The sequence below is a fragment of the Thioalkalivibrio sp. XN279 genome, assembly GCF_011089885.1.
Classification (GTDB): domain Bacteria; phylum Pseudomonadota; class Gammaproteobacteria; order Steroidobacterales; family XN24; genus XN24.
Window position 1 is genome coordinate 149,903 of record NZ_JAANBD010000006.1, and the last position, 15,824, is coordinate 165,726.

14 protein-coding genes are annotated in these 15,824 nt (G+C 70.0%); 10 read left to right on the plus strand and 4 right to left on the minus strand.

All coding sequences use genetic code 11. The annotated features are described in order from the left end of the window. Nucleotide 1 precedes the first annotated feature (1 nt). A complete protein-coding gene (locus G8346_RS00935) occupies nt 2–2,101 on the minus strand; it encodes a PAS domain-containing protein (protein ID WP_166047274.1) in 2,100 nt (699 codons plus the stop codon). Between the two features lie 126 nt (nt 2,102–2,227). Further along, on the minus strand, nt 2,228–3,208 hold the full coding sequence (locus G8346_RS00940; protein WP_166047276.1) for a universal stress protein: 981 nt from the start codon (nt 3,206–3,208) through the stop codon (nt 2,228–2,230). A 116-nt stretch (nt 3,209–3,324) separates the two neighbouring features. Between G8346_RS00940 and G8346_RS00945 the strand changes: the two genes are divergently transcribed. The 4 genes from G8346_RS00945 (at nt 3,325) to G8346_RS00960 (ending at nt 8,082) form a co-directional block, all read left to right on the plus strand. Then, a complete protein-coding gene (locus G8346_RS00945; protein ID WP_166047278.1) occupies nt 3,325–5,658 on the plus strand; it encodes a PAS domain S-box protein in 2,334 nt (777 codons plus the stop codon). Next, nucleotides 5,658–6,302, plus strand: a complete 645-nt coding sequence (fixJ, locus tag G8346_RS00950) for a response regulator FixJ (protein ID WP_166047280.1) — start codon at nt 5,658–5,660, stop codon at nt 6,300–6,302. The genes G8346_RS00945 and fixJ overlap by 1 nt, the downstream gene beginning before the upstream one ends. Nucleotides 6,303–6,429: 127 nt before the next feature. Further along, nucleotides 6,430–6,834: a response regulator transcription factor gene (locus G8346_RS00955; protein ID WP_166047282.1), complete on the plus strand. Its 405-nt coding sequence runs from the start codon at nt 6,430–6,432 to the stop codon at nt 6,832–6,834. Nucleotides 6,835–6,948: 114 nt separating this feature from the next. Then, nucleotides 6,949–8,082 carry an SMP-30/gluconolactonase/LRE family protein gene (locus tag G8346_RS00960; RefSeq protein ID WP_166047284.1) on the plus strand — a complete coding sequence of 378 codons (1,134 nt, stop codon included), beginning with the start codon at nt 6,949–6,951 and terminating at the stop codon, nt 8,080–8,082. Between the two features lie 270 nt (nt 8,083–8,352). On the opposite strand, the gene G8346_RS00965 is transcribed toward G8346_RS00960, so the two are convergent. Then, entirely contained in the window at nt 8,353–9,165 is an 813-nt protein-coding gene (locus G8346_RS00965; protein WP_166047286.1) for a M48 family metallopeptidase, read from the minus strand. A gap of 178 nt (nt 9,166–9,343) precedes the next feature. Here G8346_RS00965 and G8346_RS00970 point away from each other — a divergent pair, with 178 nt between their 5' ends. The 5 genes from G8346_RS00970 (at nt 9,344) to G8346_RS00990 (ending at nt 14,019) form a co-directional block, all read left to right on the plus strand. Then, a complete protein-coding gene (locus G8346_RS00970) occupies nt 9,344–10,936 on the plus strand; it encodes an NAD(P)/FAD-dependent oxidoreductase (protein WP_166047288.1) in 1,593 nt (530 codons plus the stop codon). A 78-nt stretch (nt 10,937–11,014) separates the two neighbouring features. Beyond that, complete coding sequence (locus G8346_RS00975) at nt 11,015–11,389, plus strand: DUF2946 family protein (RefSeq protein WP_166047290.1); 375 nt, start codon at nt 11,015–11,017, stop codon at nt 11,387–11,389. 117 nt (nt 11,390–11,506) lie between these two features. Continuing rightward, nucleotides 11,507–13,480, plus strand: a complete 1,974-nt coding sequence (locus tag G8346_RS00980; RefSeq protein WP_240901211.1) for a TonB-dependent copper receptor — start codon at nt 11,507–11,509, stop codon at nt 13,478–13,480. Between the two features lie 75 nt (nt 13,481–13,555). Beyond that, the gene (locus tag G8346_RS00985) at nt 13,556–13,789 is read left to right on the plus strand and encodes a hypothetical protein (protein WP_166047292.1); all 234 of its coding nucleotides are present in this window, start codon (nt 13,556–13,558) and stop codon (nt 13,787–13,789) included. Beyond that, complete coding sequence (locus G8346_RS00990) at nt 13,786–14,019, plus strand: DUF167 domain-containing protein (protein ID WP_370520508.1); 234 nt, start codon at nt 13,786–13,788, stop codon at nt 14,017–14,019. The genes G8346_RS00985 and G8346_RS00990 overlap by 4 nt, the downstream gene beginning before the upstream one ends. A 7-nt stretch (nt 14,020–14,026) precedes the next feature. On the opposite strand, the gene G8346_RS00995 is transcribed toward G8346_RS00990, so the two are convergent. Beyond that, entirely contained in the window at nt 14,027–14,380 is a 354-nt protein-coding gene (locus G8346_RS00995) for a NifB/NifX family molybdenum-iron cluster-binding protein (protein ID WP_166047294.1), read from the minus strand. A 236-nt stretch (nt 14,381–14,616) separates the two neighbouring features. On the opposite strand from G8346_RS00995, the gene G8346_RS01000 reads away from it, so the two are divergent. Continuing rightward, nucleotides 14,617–15,750 carry an OmpA family protein gene (locus G8346_RS01000; RefSeq protein WP_166047296.1) on the plus strand — a complete coding sequence of 378 codons (1,134 nt, stop codon included), beginning with the start codon at nt 14,617–14,619 and terminating at the stop codon, nt 15,748–15,750. The last annotated feature ends 74 nt before the right edge of the window (nt 15,751–15,824 follow it).

Consider the following 15,824-nt stretch of genomic DNA (forward strand, 5'->3'; position numbering starts at 1 on the left):
CTTAGCTTTTTCCGCTCTCGTTGCGGTCGCCGGCGTTCCCCGCTTGCCCGGCCGGCCCCGGCTTCAGCGCCAGCGCGCCGAGGGCCTGGTCGAGCACCCGCGCCAGCTCGGCGCGCATGTGCGTGTGCGCTTCCTCGATTGCCTGCCGCAGTTGCGCGGCCTCGGCTTCCGTTGCGTCCAGCGCTGCCCGCAGCCGCCGTTGCTCGCCCTGGAGTTCCGCCAGCGCCTGCTCCCGGCTGCGTCGCTCCTTCTCCAATGCCTCTTCCAGCTGCGTGCGCCCCGCCTGCGCTGCCTGCTCCGCCCGCGCGCGCTCGGCGGCCAGCGCCTGCTCGAGCTCCTCCCTGGCCTGGCGGCCGCGCGCTTCACGCCGCACTGCGTCCTCCGCCTCGAGCCTGGCTTCGCGCGCGTCCAGGCGCGCCTGCTCGACCTCGAGGCGCAGCTTCTCGCCGGCGTGTTTGGCGTCGTCCGCGGCGCTGCGCAGGCGCTCGAGCTCTGCCTGGGAAGCCTGCGCCGCAGCCTCGGCGGACGCCAGCAGCTCGGCGAGCTCCTGCAGCCGCGCATCAGGCTGGTTCTCCCGCTCGGTGCGCGGCGGCGGCGCCAGGTCGGAAACGTCGATCGCCTGCAACAGGAATCCGCGCTGCTCGTCCGCGCCGTCGCGTCGCACCGCGAGCAGCCAGCGCATCGTCCGGCCGTCGCCCGCACGCACGTCCCGGGACACCGCGTCGCGGCCCGAGGCCAGCGCGGCCAGCCCGTCGCTCACCGCGTCGCCGTGGACCCGCGGCAGCACCTTGAAGATGTCGCGCCCGAGCACGGGCTCGCGCCCGAGTTTCATGGCCGCCTCGTTCGCCGCCCGCACCTCGAAATCGGCGCCGAGGCGAAACACCGGCCCGGCGATGGCCTGGAAATCCCGCGCCAGGCCCGCGAGCCGCGCCCGGGTTTCTTTCTCCGCCTTGCGCGCGGTCGTGACCTCTTCATGGGTCACCAGCGCACCGGCGATACCGGGATTGAGCAAGGGGCTGATGCTGATGCGCCAGCGCCTGGTGTCGTCGCCGTACTCGCACTGGTACTGGTCGAGGACGCCGCCCAGGACCTGCTTCAGTCCCCGCGCCAGGGCCGCCATGTCGAGATCGCCGTAGGCGGCGTCGTCCCCGGAATCAGTGAAGCGACGCCCGGGCGCGAATGCCTCGCCTGCGTGACAGCCGGGCTCCTGCAGCGCCGTCCAGGCCTGGTTGCAGTGGGTGATCACGGCCGCCGCATCGAGCACCGCCTGCGGCACGCGGGCGGAATCGAACACGGCGCGCATGAAACGGTGGTCGTGCTGCAGCGCCAGCAGGCGCTTGTGCTGGCGCTGCGCATCGGTCACCACGCCGGCGGCACGCGCCAGCCGGCCGCGACCGTCGAGCTGGGATCGCCCGCGCAAGGCGCACCAGCGGTAGGCGCCGCCGCCCACCTTGACGCGAGCCTCGAGCTCCCAGGGCTCGGCGCCGTGCGCCACCTCCGCCAGCCGACGCAGGGCCAGTTCCCGGTCGTCCGGATGCAACCATGAACGCAAGGCCTCGAGGCTCTCGCGGCATTCCGGTCCCGGCAGCTGCCAGGCCTCGGGCTCCGGCGACGCCAGCCAAACGTCCTTGTCGCCCGCCTCGTAGTGCCAGGCGAGCTCGCCCCCGGCGCCGAGGCTGGCGGCGATGCGCTGGCTGCGCTGGCGGGATTCGTGCGAGGCGCGGGCGCGCGCCACGACTGCCTGGAGACGGTCCAGCAGCCCGGGGCCGTCGAGCGCTTCCACCGCGATGCGGTCCAGGGCGCCCACCGACAGGCAGGCCGCTGTGCCGGCGGCGTCGGCGCCATGCGCCAGCGCCACCACCGGCAGGCCGGGCGCGGTGGCAACAAGCTCGGACAGCAGGTGCAGGCCGTCCTGGCCCAGGGACACGTCGGCCAGCGCCAGGTCGTAGTCTCCCGCGCGCAGGCGGCGTGAAGCCGTGGCGAGGCTGTCCGCGCCCTCCACGGACACGACCGGCCCGCCGCCCTGGTGCAGGCCCTGGCCGACCTTGCGGATCGTCTCCGGGGCGTCGGCAATCAGCAGAATGCGGAGCGTGTCGGACATGTTCCTCGGGCGCACCACCCGTGTTGCCGTGTCGACTGAAATTACCATGTTAGTCGGGCCGCGTCGTGAGCGCCCGTGACCGGCCTCGCATAACTGCGGCCAGTACAGGGGCGCGTGCCGGGGCGCTCAGATGCCCGGCACACCCAGCAACGGCCCGGCCTCGTCGCGCGGCCAGCGCTCGCGGCTTACCGGCGTGCGGAAGGCCTCCGGCTTCACCACCAGCAGGTCGCAAGGGAGACGATCGAGCACGCGCTCGGCCGTGCTGCCGAGGAAAATGCGCCCGAAGGGGTTGCGCGCGATGGCGCCCATGACCACCACGTCCGCGCCGGTCTCCTGGCAGTATTCGGGCAGCGCCTGTTCCGGCCTGCCCTCGGTCACGGTGATCCGCGCCGGCGTCACGCCCGCCGCCTGCAGCGCCTGCAGCACCGCTTCGCGGTGATGCGCCTCCTGGCCGTCGCCCCCGGCCTCGTCCTCGAGCGGCTGGTCGAGCCCGCCGACGGCGATCCGCAGGCCGGGCTGCCATGCATGCCAGGCATGCCACACGCCGCCGATACCGGCAGCGAGCGCACCGGCCTCGACCAGGATCCGGTGCTCCAGGTCGGCATGCCGCGCGTGGCGGCCCAGGGGATCGACCGCGGCAACCACGACCGGCTCTTCCGCCCACGGCTTGCCGCGCGTGAGCAGCACCGGCGCGGGACAATGGCGCACCAGCTGCCAGTGCCCGGCCGACCAGTGGCGCCGGCCGCGCGTCTCTTCCTCGGGCAACGCCACCACCAGCATGGCGGCCCCGCACTCCAGCACACGGCGTATCAGGGCCTCTTCCGCCGGGTGATCCCAGGCGGCGTGGCATTCCGCCGTCGTGCCGGGCGGCAGGGCCGCCGCCAGGTTCTCGAGCCGCTCGACGGCGTGCCGCACCAGGGTGTCCCGGGCGTGCTGCAGGCTGTCGCGATCCTCGAAATGGGCCAGCGAGATCTGCGAGTTGTACACCGGCGCGTACAACTCGAGCGCGGCATCCAGGCGGCTTGCCAGGCGGGCACCGAGCGCGGCACTGGCGCTGCTGGGCGCGTGCGCATCCATGCCGACGATGATTCTTGCGGCCTTGCTCATATTGCAGCTCTCCGCAGCGCAGATGCGTTCATGACCTGCCTGTAATGTATTCTAGTTCGCCGTCAGCCCGCCGGCCACGCGCCGGCGCGCCGCCAGCCAGCGCGTCAAGGTCAGCGATGAAGCACCCCGAACCCGCCCGGAAATCGTCTCCCGCCGCAGTCGGCCCCGCGGCGGAGAGCAGGCTGTCCGCGCTGCTCAGCGCAACGCCGGACGCCGTCGTGCTGATCGACGGGGACGGGATCATCGAGTCCTTCAACCCGGGCGCGGAACGCATTTTCGGCTACAGCGCCGCGGAAATCGTCGGCCGCAACATCGCCCTGCTGATGCCCACGCCCTTCCGCGCCAATCACGACGATTACATCCGCCGCTACCAGCGCACCGGCGAAGCCCGTTTCATGCTGGCGCCGCGCGAGGTCGAGGCCTGCCGCAAGAACGGCACGACCTTCCCGGCCGAGGTCTCGGTGGGACAGGTCGACGCCGCCGACGGCGGCGCACCGAGTTTCATCGGCATCATTCGCGACATCAGCGAGCGCGTGGCGGCCGAGGCGCGGCTGCATCGCGTCGAGACCAACCTGCTCACGGCCCAGGCCCTGGCGCACGTCGGCAGTTTCGAAGGCGACTGGCCCACGGCCGGGGTGAATTTCTGGTCCGACGAGTTCTGCCGCATCGTCGGCGTGGACCCCGCGGAACCGCCCATGAGCCAGGGCGAGTTCGTGCGCCGCTTCGCCCACCCCGACGACCGCGCGCGCGTAGAGGCGCGCCTCGCCGAGGACGCGCGCAAGACCTCGGGCGGCGGCGAGCTGGAGTACCGCATCATCCGCCCGGACGGCACGGTGCGGCACATCCAGACCATCTACCAGATCGTCACCGACCCGGCGACCGGTGGCGGGCGTATCCAGGGCACCATCCTGGACCAGACTTTCCGCCGCCAGGCCGAGGAGGCCCTGCGGCGCGAGCGCGACCGCGCCCAGCGCTACCTCGACCTGGTGAACGTCATGATCATCGCGGTCGATCGCTCGGGCCGCATCACGCTGGTCAACCGCAAGGCCTGCGAGCTGTTCGGCTACCCGGAGCACGAGATGCTCGGCAAGGACTTCTTCGCCGCCTGCCAGCCGCCCGGCTTCGCCGGTCGCTCGCGCATCCTGTTCGAGGAGGCCCTGGCCGGGCGCGAAGCCGGCTTCAGCCTGCTGGAAGGCCCGGTGCTGACCCACGACGGTCACACGCGCCGCGTATTCTGGCGCAACCAGTTCCTGCGCGACGAGACCGGGCGCATCAACGGCGTGCTCAGCGCCGGCGAGGACGTTACCGAGCAACGCGAGACGGAGTCACAGCTGCGCCAGGCGGAAGAGGAGCTGCGCCTCATTTTCCGGCGCGCCCCGGTCGGCATGGCCACGCTCTCCGCGGCACACGAGGTGGACGGCCACTACCTTTCGGTCAACCAGGCACTGTGCAGCATGCTCGGTTACACCGAGGGCGACCTGCTGGCGCGCTCCGTGCGCGACGTCACGCCGCCGGAGGACATGGCCGAAACGCTGCGCCAGTTCCGCCTGCTGCTCTCGGGCAGCGAAACGGTGAAGTACGAAAAGCGCTTCATCCACAAGGACGGCTCCATCGTGCACGCCATGGTGCACCTCAGCGTCATCGCGGACCACGAGGGGCGCCCGCTGCTCATCATCAGCCAGATCCTCGACCGCACCGACGTGGTGCTGGCGGAAATGGAAGCGCGCAAGCAGCGTGAGCGCCTCGCGCATGTCGCCCGCCTCGGCACCATGGGCGAAATGGCGGCGGGCATCGCTCACGAGCTCAACCAGCCGCTGGCGGCGATCGCCAACTACACCCAGGCCTGCCAGCGCCTGCTGGCCGCCGGCGACATGGACCCGGAGGAGCTGGGCCAGGTGTTGAGCCGCGTCACGGGCCAGGCGCGGCGCGCCGGCGACGTCATCCAGCGCCTGCGCGCCTTCGTGCGCCGCCACACGCCGGACCGGCGCAACCGCAATGCCGCCGAGCTGATCCACGAGATCCTGCCGCTGGTGGAGATGGACTGCCGCTCACACGAGGTGGACCTGCAGCTGGAACTGCAGGAGGACCTGCCGCGCATCCAGGTGGACGGGATCCAGCTGCAGCAGGTGCTGCTGAACTTGACGCGTAACGCGGTCGAGGCGATGAACGCCTGCGACCCCGAGACGCGCCGGCTGGTAGTGCGCACGCGCGCCGCGAGCGAGGACGAAGTGGAGATCAGCGTGGCGGACACCGGGCCGGGCGTGCCGGACACCTTGCTGGAGCAGCTGTTCGAGCCGTTTTTTACCACCAAGCCGGAAGGCATGGGCCTCGGGCTTTCGCTCAGCCGTTCCATCATTGAAGCGCACGGCGGCACATTGAGATACGATTCGGGTCCGGAAAAAGGCAGCATTTTCAGGATCGGACTTCCCACGGCACCGGAGGAGGAGTGATGGCGTCCAGCGAGGCAACGGTTTTCATTGTGGATGACGACGAGGCGGTCCGGGATTCGCTCGGCCTGCTGCTGCGCTCGGTCGGCTATCGGGCCCGCTGTTACGCCAGCGCCAAGGATTTCCTCAAGGCATTCGATCCACGCGACTACGGCTGCCTGGTGCTGGACATCCGCATGCCCGGCATGACCGGCCTGGAGCTGCAGAAGCACCTGCAGGAGATCGGCTGCAACATCCCCATCGTCTTCATCACCGGCCACGGCGACATCCCGATGGCGGTGGAAGCCGTGCGCCAGGGCGCCGTCGACTTCCTGCAGAAGCCATTCCAGGACCAGGACCTCGTCGACCGCATCAACGAGGCCATGAAGCAGGCCGCCGAGCAGCGTGAAGGCGAGCTGGAGCGCCTCGAGATCCTCGACCGCATCGACAGCCTCACGGCGCGCGAGAAGCAGGTGATGGGCCAGGTCGTGCTCGGCAAGGCCAACAAGGTCATCGCCGGCGACCTCGGCGTGAGCCAGCGCACCGTGGAAATCCATCGCGCCCGCGTGATGGAAAAGATGCAGGCCAACTCCCTGGCGCACCTGGTCCGGATGGTCATGGTGGCCGAAGCCCAGGCCGGCGCCACCCCCCCCGCACCAACGTCTTAGGTAGATGTTCGTATTTTCTTGCTGCTGACGAGTTTCAATACTCGCAGTTCGAGAAAAAGAACATCAGAGAGGACGTCGGCCCTTGCCGGGTCGGCCTGGCCGCTATCCTTGTCCGGTTCGGAAATCCATGGCCCCAGTCTCGGGAAGAAGCGCTGAGGCACATCAGGCGACCATCTGCGTCGTAGCGAGCGATGCCCGGGAACGGGAATCCCTGTCGCAACTGTTGAGCCACCTGCAGCATGAAGTGAACGCCTTCGAGTCGGCGGAAGCACTGCTGGACGCGTCAGACGGCCTGGCCATCGCCGTGCTCGTCACCAACCTCGAGCTTCCCGGCCAGAACGGCATCGAGCTGCTGCAGGCGCTGCGGACGCGCGGCTGCCAGGCGCCGACCATCGTCCTGGCAGGCGATTCCGACGTCGCCACGGCCGTCGGCGCAATCCGCGCCGGGGCGATCGACTTTATCCAGAAGCCGGTCATCGACCGCATCCTGCTGCGTCGCGTGCGGGACGCCCTGGAACAGGTCCCGGCCTGATCTTCCGCGCGCCGGGCCCGGCGCCGCCCCCGCACAAGTTTGTGACACAGTTCTTTCCGCCCCTCCCGGCGGGACCCTAAGCTGTGTCACACCCGGTCCCGCAACGGATGCACGATGAATTTCGTTATCAGGCTCCTCATCGGCGTGGTGCTGATCGCCGTATTCACGGTGGTCGGCCTGCGCCTGTATTTCGGCAGCGGGGTGCCGTACAAGGACCTCACCACGGCGCCGGTCATCGAGGAACCGGGGCTGGACATGGTCGTCGCCCATGCCGAGCCCATCGGGGGGCTGGCGGTCAGTGCCGGGGGCCGCATCTTTTTCGCCAGCCATGCCGACAGCCGCGCGGAGGGCCCGCGCGTCTTCGAGTGGCGCGACGGCGAGGCCCGGCCCTTCCCCGACGCCGGCATCCAGGCAGCCCTGTTCGACACGCCGGCGGGCCTCGCCATCGACCGCGCCAACCGCCTCTGGGTGGTCGACCCGGCCAGCCACGGTTTCGGGCGGCCGCGCGTCGTCGCCATCGACCTGGACACCGGGCTGGTGGTGCACGAGCATGTTTTCCCGCGCGCGATCGCCCCGCGCGGCTCCTTCCTGCATGACATCCAGGTCGACCCGAGCGGGCGCATGCTCTACATCGCGGACGCCGGCATCTGGCGCAAGTCGCCCGCGGTGGTGGTGTACGACACCGTGACGCGGCTGTCCCAACGCCGCCTGGAACAGCATCGTGCCCTCGTCGCCGAGGACTGGATGATCGAGACCCCGGTGCGGGAAATGCGCTACATCGCCAGCCTGGTGCCCTACAAGCCGGGCCTGCACGGCATCGCGCTCGACCCCACGGGTCGCTGGCTCTACCTCGGCGCCATGGCCCACGGCTTGCTGTACCGCGTACCCGCCGCGGCCCTCGCCGATGCCTCGGCCTCCGCGGCGGAGCTCGCCGCGCTGGTGGAGCAGGTCGGAAACAAGCCCCTGAGCGACGGCCTGTCGGCCGACACCGCCGGCAACGTCTACATCACCGACGTGGAGCACGGGGCGGTAGTGCGCATGGATCCCGCCGGCAACGTCAGGACCATCGTGCGCTCGCCGCGGATCCGCTGGGCGGAAAGCCTGTCCTTCGGGCCCGACGGCTGGCTCTATGTCTCCGACAGCGCCCTGGCCGAGACCCTGCTGAAACCACGCAGCCAGGTCGAAGATCGCGCGCCCTATCACGTGTTCCGGTTCAGGCCCGGCACGAGCGGCGTCCCCGGCCAGTAGCACGCATTCACCTAGGGACTTTCCGCAGTCAGCGCGAAACTTGACCCGGGTCAATGAAAGCGCGTGCCCGGGACCCTATAAATAGCCTCGGCAGTCGAGACCATATGGAAGTGGCACCGGCCGGCACGCCATGGAGGCACTGCCGGCCGGTTTAAGCTCCCAGGTCTGGGCTCCCGACACTCTCCTCTTGGTTTAGGCCCTCGTGACGCAAGCCCGGGGGCCTTTTTCTTTGCGGCTGCAGGCCGCTCCTCAGCCGGCAGGAAGTGCGTATCAGTAACTGCCGGGCTTGATCGGATAAACCGGCGGATTCTGCGCTGCCTGGTAGTAAGGCATCATCTGCGGCGCCAGCTTCGCCAGCGTCTCCTGGCGGTTGCCCGGCGCCGGGTGGGTGCTGAGAAATTGCGGCGGGCCCGAACCGCCGACCTCGCCCATCTTGCGCCACAGCGATGCGGCGGCCTCGGGGTCGTAGCCGGCCCGAGCCGCCAGCTCGATGCCGATGCGGTCGGCCTCGGTCTCGGCGGTGCGGCTGTTAGGCAGGTTGACCGCGAGGAGCGCCGCGGCCGCGGCGCCGGCCATGGCGCGATTGTCGTTGGTCGAAATGCCCACGGCGAGGATGCCGACCTGCGTGGCCATGGCCACGGACATCTTCTCGGCGGTGTGGTTGGCCAGCGCATGTGCGATCTCGTGTCCCATCACCTGGGCGATCTCGTCGTCGCTGGCGTCGGTTTTCTCGATCAGGCCGGTATAGATGGCCATGCGTCCGCCGGCCATGGCCCAGGCGTTGACGGTCTCGGGATCATCGATCACCGCGACGCTCCACTCCCAGTCCGCAGTGTGGGGATACATCTGCACCGCCTGCGCGACCAGCCGGCCGGTGATCTGGTCGATCCTCTCGATGAGCGCCTGGTCCTTGCTCATCAGGCCTTTCTCGTCGAAGGCCTGCATCTGCTGGATGTAGGCCGTGCGCGAGGCGGCGATGGCCTGGTCGGGAGAGACCAGCATCAGCTGGCGCCGACCGGTGGGGCTGGTGGCGCAGGCCACCAGCACGACTGTGAGCAGGGCGGCGAGAAGGGCTTTCTTCATCGGTCTGACCTCGCGCCTGGCAGAGGCCAGGACGCCTGTGGGGCGGCTGTCTTTCCACTGCTATTGTAGTCTACGGGCCGGCCCTGTCAGTTCGCTGCAGGACGTTCCATGCGGGTTGTGTTCCGTCCGGCCGCGGCTACAGTGTGTGTCTTCCGCCAGCGGCGCACGGACCTGTCGCATGTCCCGCGAACCCATCGACACGCTCATCATCGGCGGCGGCCATAACGGCCTGGTGTGCGCCGCGTACCTCGCCGCGGCGGGTCACGGCGTGACGGTGCTGGAAGCGCGCGACGTGATCGGCGGCGCCGCGGTGACCGAGGAGTTCCACCCCGGCTTTCGCAATTCGAGTTGCAGCTACACGGTGAGCCTGCTGCACCCCGACGTGATCCGGGAGCTGCGCCTGGCGCAGCACGGGCTGAGGATCGTCGAGCGCCCCATGGCGAACTTCCTGCCGCTGCCGGACGGCGACGGCTTTCGCTTCGGCGGCGCCTGGACCCAGCCGGAGGTGGCGCGCTTCTCGCGCCGCGACGCCGAGCGCCTGCCGGCGTGGAACGCCATGCTGGAGGGCGTGGTCTCGGTGCTGCGCGCGCTGGCCACGGAGATCCCGCCGAACGTATCCGACCGCTTCGTGCCGGCGGACTGGCTGGCCTCCTGGTCGGTGGCGCGCAAGCTGAAGGGCCTCGACATGCGCGGCCGGCGCGACCTGCTCGAGCTCTTCACCCGCAGCGCCGGGGAGCTCCTGGACCACTGGTTCGAGTCGGAGCCGCTGAAGGCCGTGCTGGGCTGGGACTCAATCGTCGGCAACTTCGCCAGCCCCTATGCCCCGGGCAGCGCCTACGTCCTCCTGCACCACGTTTTCGGCGAGGTGAACGGCAAGAGCGGCGCCTGGGGCCACGCCATCGGCGGCATGGGCGCCATCAGCGACGCCATCGCGGCCGAGGCGCACGCCCGTGGCGTCCAGGTCCGCACCGGGGCCCGCGTGGCGCGCGTGCTGGTGCGCGACGGCCGCGCCGCCGGCGTGGTGCTGGCGGACGGCACGGAGCTGCCGGCGCGGCGGGTGGTGGCCGGCGTCAACCCGAAGCTGCTCTACACGCGGCTGTTCGATCCCGCCGACCTGGACCCTGAGCTGCTGGCGCGCTTCGCGCGCTACCGCTGCGGCTCGGGCACCTTCCGCATCAACGTGGCGCTGGCCGAGCTGCCGGATTTCCGCGCCGCGCCGGGCACGCAGCTGCAGCCGCATCACGCCAGCGGCATCCTCATCGGCCCCTCGCTGGAGTATTTCGAGCGGGCGTATTTCGACGCGCGGTCGCGCGAGCACAACCCGGGCTGGGCGCGCGAGCCGGTGGTCGAAGTAGTGATCTCTTCGACCCTGGACGACACGTTGGCGCCGCCCGGGCAGCACGTGGCCAGCCTGTTCTGCCAGCACGTGCACCCGGAACCGACGGGCGGCTGGGACGCCCACCGCGAAACCTTCGCCGATCTCGCCATCGCGACCGTGAACAAGCACGCCCCCAACTTCGCCGCCAGCGTGCTCGGGCGACGGATTCTCTCGCCGCTCGACCTGGAGCGGGAATACGGGCTCCTGGGCGGCGACATCTTCCACGGCGCCCTCGGGCTCGACCAGCTGTTCAGCGCCCGCCCGCTGCTGGGCCAGGCCGGTTATCGCGGCGCCTTGCCCGGGCTGTACCTGTGCGGTTCGGGCACGCACCCGGGCGGCGGCGTCACCGGCCTGCCGGGGCGGAACGCGGCGCGCGCCATCCTGCGCGACTGACGCGGCCGCATGTCGCGCCGCCACATTAGAATGAGTTAAAGTTCAGGCATCGCCCTTGCCCGACAGGGTCACCGCGCGGTGTTCCACCTGCCCCGTCCAGCGCAGTCCCGTCTCTTCGTCGCCCTGCTGCTGGTGGCGCTGGGCCTGCGCGCGCTGGTGCCCGAGGGCTTCATGCCGGCGCCGGGCCGCCTGGTGGAACTGTGCACGGAGCACGGCCTGCAGCGGATGCTGGTCGACACGCAGACCGGCGAGATCCTCGGCAGCGAGGACGACACCGCAGCCACGACCTGCCCCTGGTCCCTCCTCCTGACCACCCTCGCGGCCCCGGCGCTGCCGCCTGCGGCGCAGGCGCTGGCCGTCACGCGGGAGACACCGCCCGGACGGGCCTTGGCGCCGTCCACCGCCAGCGGCACGCCGACCCCGCCCGTCCGCGCCCCGCCCCGCCTCGCCTGAGCTGAGCCATGCGGCCACCCGGCGCCCCGTCTCAGCGCAGACAGGGCGCCGGGATGGGCCGTCGTCCGGGCCGGCGCCCACGCCGCCCGTTCCAACTCGTGCTTTGAGGCCTCATTCATGTCCAGATACTCGATGCCTGCCGGGCTGCTCCTGCTCGCCCTGGCCTTGCCCGTGGTCGCGGCGGAGCCCGCGCCGGACGTTGCCGCCGCCCAGCTGCAGCCGGTGGTCGTCACCGCAGTACTGATGCGCGACCCCTACACGCTCATCACCGATCCGCGCCAGCCGCGCCTGCCCCTGCCGGCGCACGACGGCGGCGCCTACCTGAAATCCATCCCGGGCTTCACCGTCAGCCGCAAGGGCGGCACCAGCGGCGACCCCGAGCTGCGCGGCCTGGGCGGTGGCCGCCTCAACGTCATGCTGGACGACGCGCAGATCCTCGGCGGCTGCGGCATGCGCATGGATCCGCCCACGGCCTACGTGTTCCCGGAGTCCTACGACGAGATCCTGGTGATCAAGGGCCCGCAGTCCGTGCGCTACGGCGCCAGCGTGGCCGGCATGGTGCACTTCGATCGTGCGCCCACGCGCTTCTCGGAAGCGAGCACGACGGGCTTCGGCAGCGTGATCGCCGGCAGCTTCGGCCGCCGGGACTTCGTCGGCGACGTCACGACTGGCGACCGCATCGGCTACATGCGCCTCATCGGCACCATCTCCACGCAGGAAAACTACGACGACGGCGCCGGCCGCGAGGTGCATTCGGAATATGAGCGCTGGAGCACCACGGCGACGCTGGGCTGGACGCCGGACGAGAAAACGCTGGTCGAGTTCAGCGCCGAGCGCAGCGATGCCGAGGCCGCGTACGACGACCGGCCGATGGACGGCGTGATCTTCGACCGCACCGGCTACACGCTGCGCGCCGAGCGCAGCGACCTGGCGCCGTGGCTGAGCTCGGTGGAGGCGCTGGCCTTCTACAACTACGTCGACCACGTCATGGACAACTACACCCTGCGGGCGCCGCCCATGATGCCGATGGTCAACTACCCGGACCGGCGCACGGTGGGGGCGCGCTTCGCCGCGGACATGAAACTGGGTGACGCGTGGACAGTCGCCGCGGGCGCGGACTGGTCCGAGAACCGCCATCGCATGAACCAGATCATGGGCATGGACGCCTTCAACTGGCGGGCCGTGCCGCGGGAGGACAACGCCGAGTTCGAGGACTCCGGCGTGTTCGTCGAGCTGGAGCGCCCCATCGGCGAGCGCTCGCGCCTCAACGCCGGGCTGCGGCGCGATCGTCGCGAGTCCGTCGCACGCGACCCGGTGGACTTCGGCGGCGCGCCGACCGGCACGCGCGTCACCAGCAACCAGGACAGCGGCTTCATCCGCTTCAGCCACCAGCTCGCCGCACGGCCCGTGACCCTGCACGCGGGGCTCGGTCGCGCCGAGCGCGCGCCCGACTTCTGGGAGCTGCGCCGGGACTTCACGCTGGACACGGAGACGCTGACCCAGCTCGACCTCGGCGCGACCCTGCGCACCGAGCGCGTCAGCGCGACGCTGGCCATGTTCTACGGCGAGTTCGACGACTACGTGCTGATCGTGCGGCCCGGCCTGGAAAGCACCGAGGCGCGCAATGTCGATGCCGACACCCGCGGGCTCGAAGCCGACCTGACCTTCAGCATCACTTCCGCCTGGCGCATGACCGCGACGGCGGCCTGGGTGCGTAGCAACAACAACACGGACGACGCGCCACTGGCCCAGACCCCGCCGCTGGAGGGCACGCTCAGCCTCGACTACGAGACCGAGCGCCGCTTCGCCGGCCTGCTGCTGCGGGGCGTGGCGCGGCAGGACCGCATCCATCCGGGCTACGGCACCATCTACAGCCTCGACACCACCGAGACGCCAGGCTTTGCCGTGATCTCGGCCTACGGCGGCTGGCGCCGCGGCGAGCAGCTGACCGTCACGGCCGGCATCGACAACCTGCTCGACCGCGCCTACAGCGAGCACATCCAGCGCGGCAGCGCCGAGCTGGGCGCCAGCATGCGCCGGATCTTCGAGCCGGGCCGGACGCTGTGGCTGCGGATTGCCACCGAGCTCTGATGCGTCAAGCCACGATGAAGCGCGGCGGGGCGGCAAGTTAGACTTGCCGCCCCGCATCGTCCGGCAGGAGGAGCAATGAACGCAGCGCAACGAGAACTGTTCGAGGGGCTGGGCCTGGCCGTACTGGCCTGGCTGGTCACCGGGGCCCTGCTCTACGGGGCCATTGTGGCCTTCGGCAAGGCCGACTGGGTGCGCCTCGCGCCGTTCGGCGTGCTCGGGCTGATCGGCTTGGTGTGGAGCATCCGCTTCACGCGGGCGCAGTTCGCCGCCTACGCGGCGGAAAAGGCGGGCGAACGGCGCGGGCAGTGAGCGCGACCCGGACCCTGCAGGTCAAGGCCAGGCCGGGGGCACGCAACAGCTCGCTGGAGCAGCAGCCCGACGGCAGCTGGCGCGCCGAGCTGAAAGCCCCGCCGGTGGACGGCAAGGCCAATGCCGAGCTGGTCGCGCTGGTGGCAAAACACTTCGGCCTGCGCAAGTCGCAGGTGAAGATCCGGAGCGGCGCCGGCGGGCGGATGAAGCTGGTCGAGCTCGCCGAGTGAATCCAGGTCAGTGGTGGCAGTGGCAGTCCGCGCCGACGGCCGCCTCAGGCAGCTCGCCCGCCAGCCACAGCCGGACCGCCCGCTCGGGGTCCTTCTCGTCGGTCACCACCACGCGGATGCCGTGACGCGCCAGGCGGGCGCTCAGCCCGTTTCCCATGCCGCCCACGATGAGCACGTCCACGTCCTCCAGCGGCGCCGGAATGGCGGGCGCCAGGTCGTGGAAGCACTGCTCCTGCGGCAGCTCCAGCAGTTCACTCGGACGCAGATCCGGGTCCGAGCTATCGAAAAGCCAGAAACGGCGGCAGCGGCCGGCATGGCCGGTGACCTCGCGGCGGTTCTGGCTGGCGACGGCGATCTTCATATCCCGGTCTCTCTGAGGGAGGTCGCAACCATTATTCATCATCCATGGCCACGCGCAGTATCGTGGTATCCCGTTGCAGCCCTGCCGGGCGGAGTCGGTTAGCGGCGCCGCCACGTCAACTACTTATATCCATCTTGCCCCGGATAGCCTATATCAAGACCATGTCACCCGGGGCTTCGCGAGGCTATGGGTGGTTGTTACGTGGATATCCACAGGGACTGATCGAGGATAAAAAGATGAACAAGACTGCACTGGGCCTGGCGGTAGCCGCCGCACTCAGCATAGCCATTCCAGCCACCGCGCTGGCCGCCCAAGGCGACGTGCTGCTGCGCGTCGGCGCGAGCAGCGTACAGCCGAAGGACGACAACCTGGTACTGGCGCCCGGCGTCGTGCTGCAGGTCGATGACGACGACCGCTTCACTTTCGACGTCACCTACATGTTCCGTGACCACTGGGGCATCGAGCTGCTGGCTTCCGACGAGTGGAACCACGGCTTCACGGTCCCCGGAGCGGGAATCTCCGGCTACGTCGAGCACCTGCCGCCGACGCTCAGCCTGCAGTACCACTTCCTGCCGGAGTCACGCATCCGGCCCTATGTCGGCGCAGGCCTGAACTACACCATCTTCTCCAACGAGACGAGCAACGCCGGGGACCTGAACCTGCGCGGCTCCTTCGGGCCGGCCGTCCAGGCGGGCGTGGACATCGGCATCACGGAGAACATTTTCCTGAACGGCGTGGTGCGCTGGATCGACATCGATTCCGACGCCAGCCTGAACGGCGCCGACATCGGCACGATCGAGATCGATCCGATTATCTACGGCATCCACCTGGGTTACCGCTTCGGTCGCCCGGCCCCGGTCGTCGCTGCTGCACCGGTAGCAGCAGCCCCGCCGCCGCCGCCGCCCGCTCCGCCGCCCCCGCCGCCACCGCCACCGCCCGCAGATACGGACGGTGACGGCGTGCCGGACAGCGTCGACCGCTGCCCGACCACCCCGGCCGGCGCCAGGGTCGACCAGTACGGCTGCAGCTGTGATTTCGAGATGAGGCTGACCTTCGAGTTCGGCTCGGCCGCGCTGTCTGCGGCTGACAAGGCGATGCTCGACGAGATCATTCCGACGCTTCGCGATCTGACCTTCATCCGTGGCACGATCTCGGGCCATACCGACAGCGTCGGACCCGAGGCCTTCAACCAGCAGCTGTCCGAGCGGCGTGCCCAGGCGGTCAAGGACTACCTGGTCGCCAACGGCGTGCCGGCCCAGGAGTTCGGAGTCATCGGCTTCGGCGAGACCATGCCGGTTGCCAGCAACGATACCGACGAAGGCCGCGCCCTGAACCGCCGCGTGGTCCTCGAACGGGTCGACTGTGACTAGACCGACCAGGCCTTAGCGCATCAGCGCAACCTGCGAGCCCCGGCTTCCGCAAGGAGGCCGGGGCTTCTTTATGC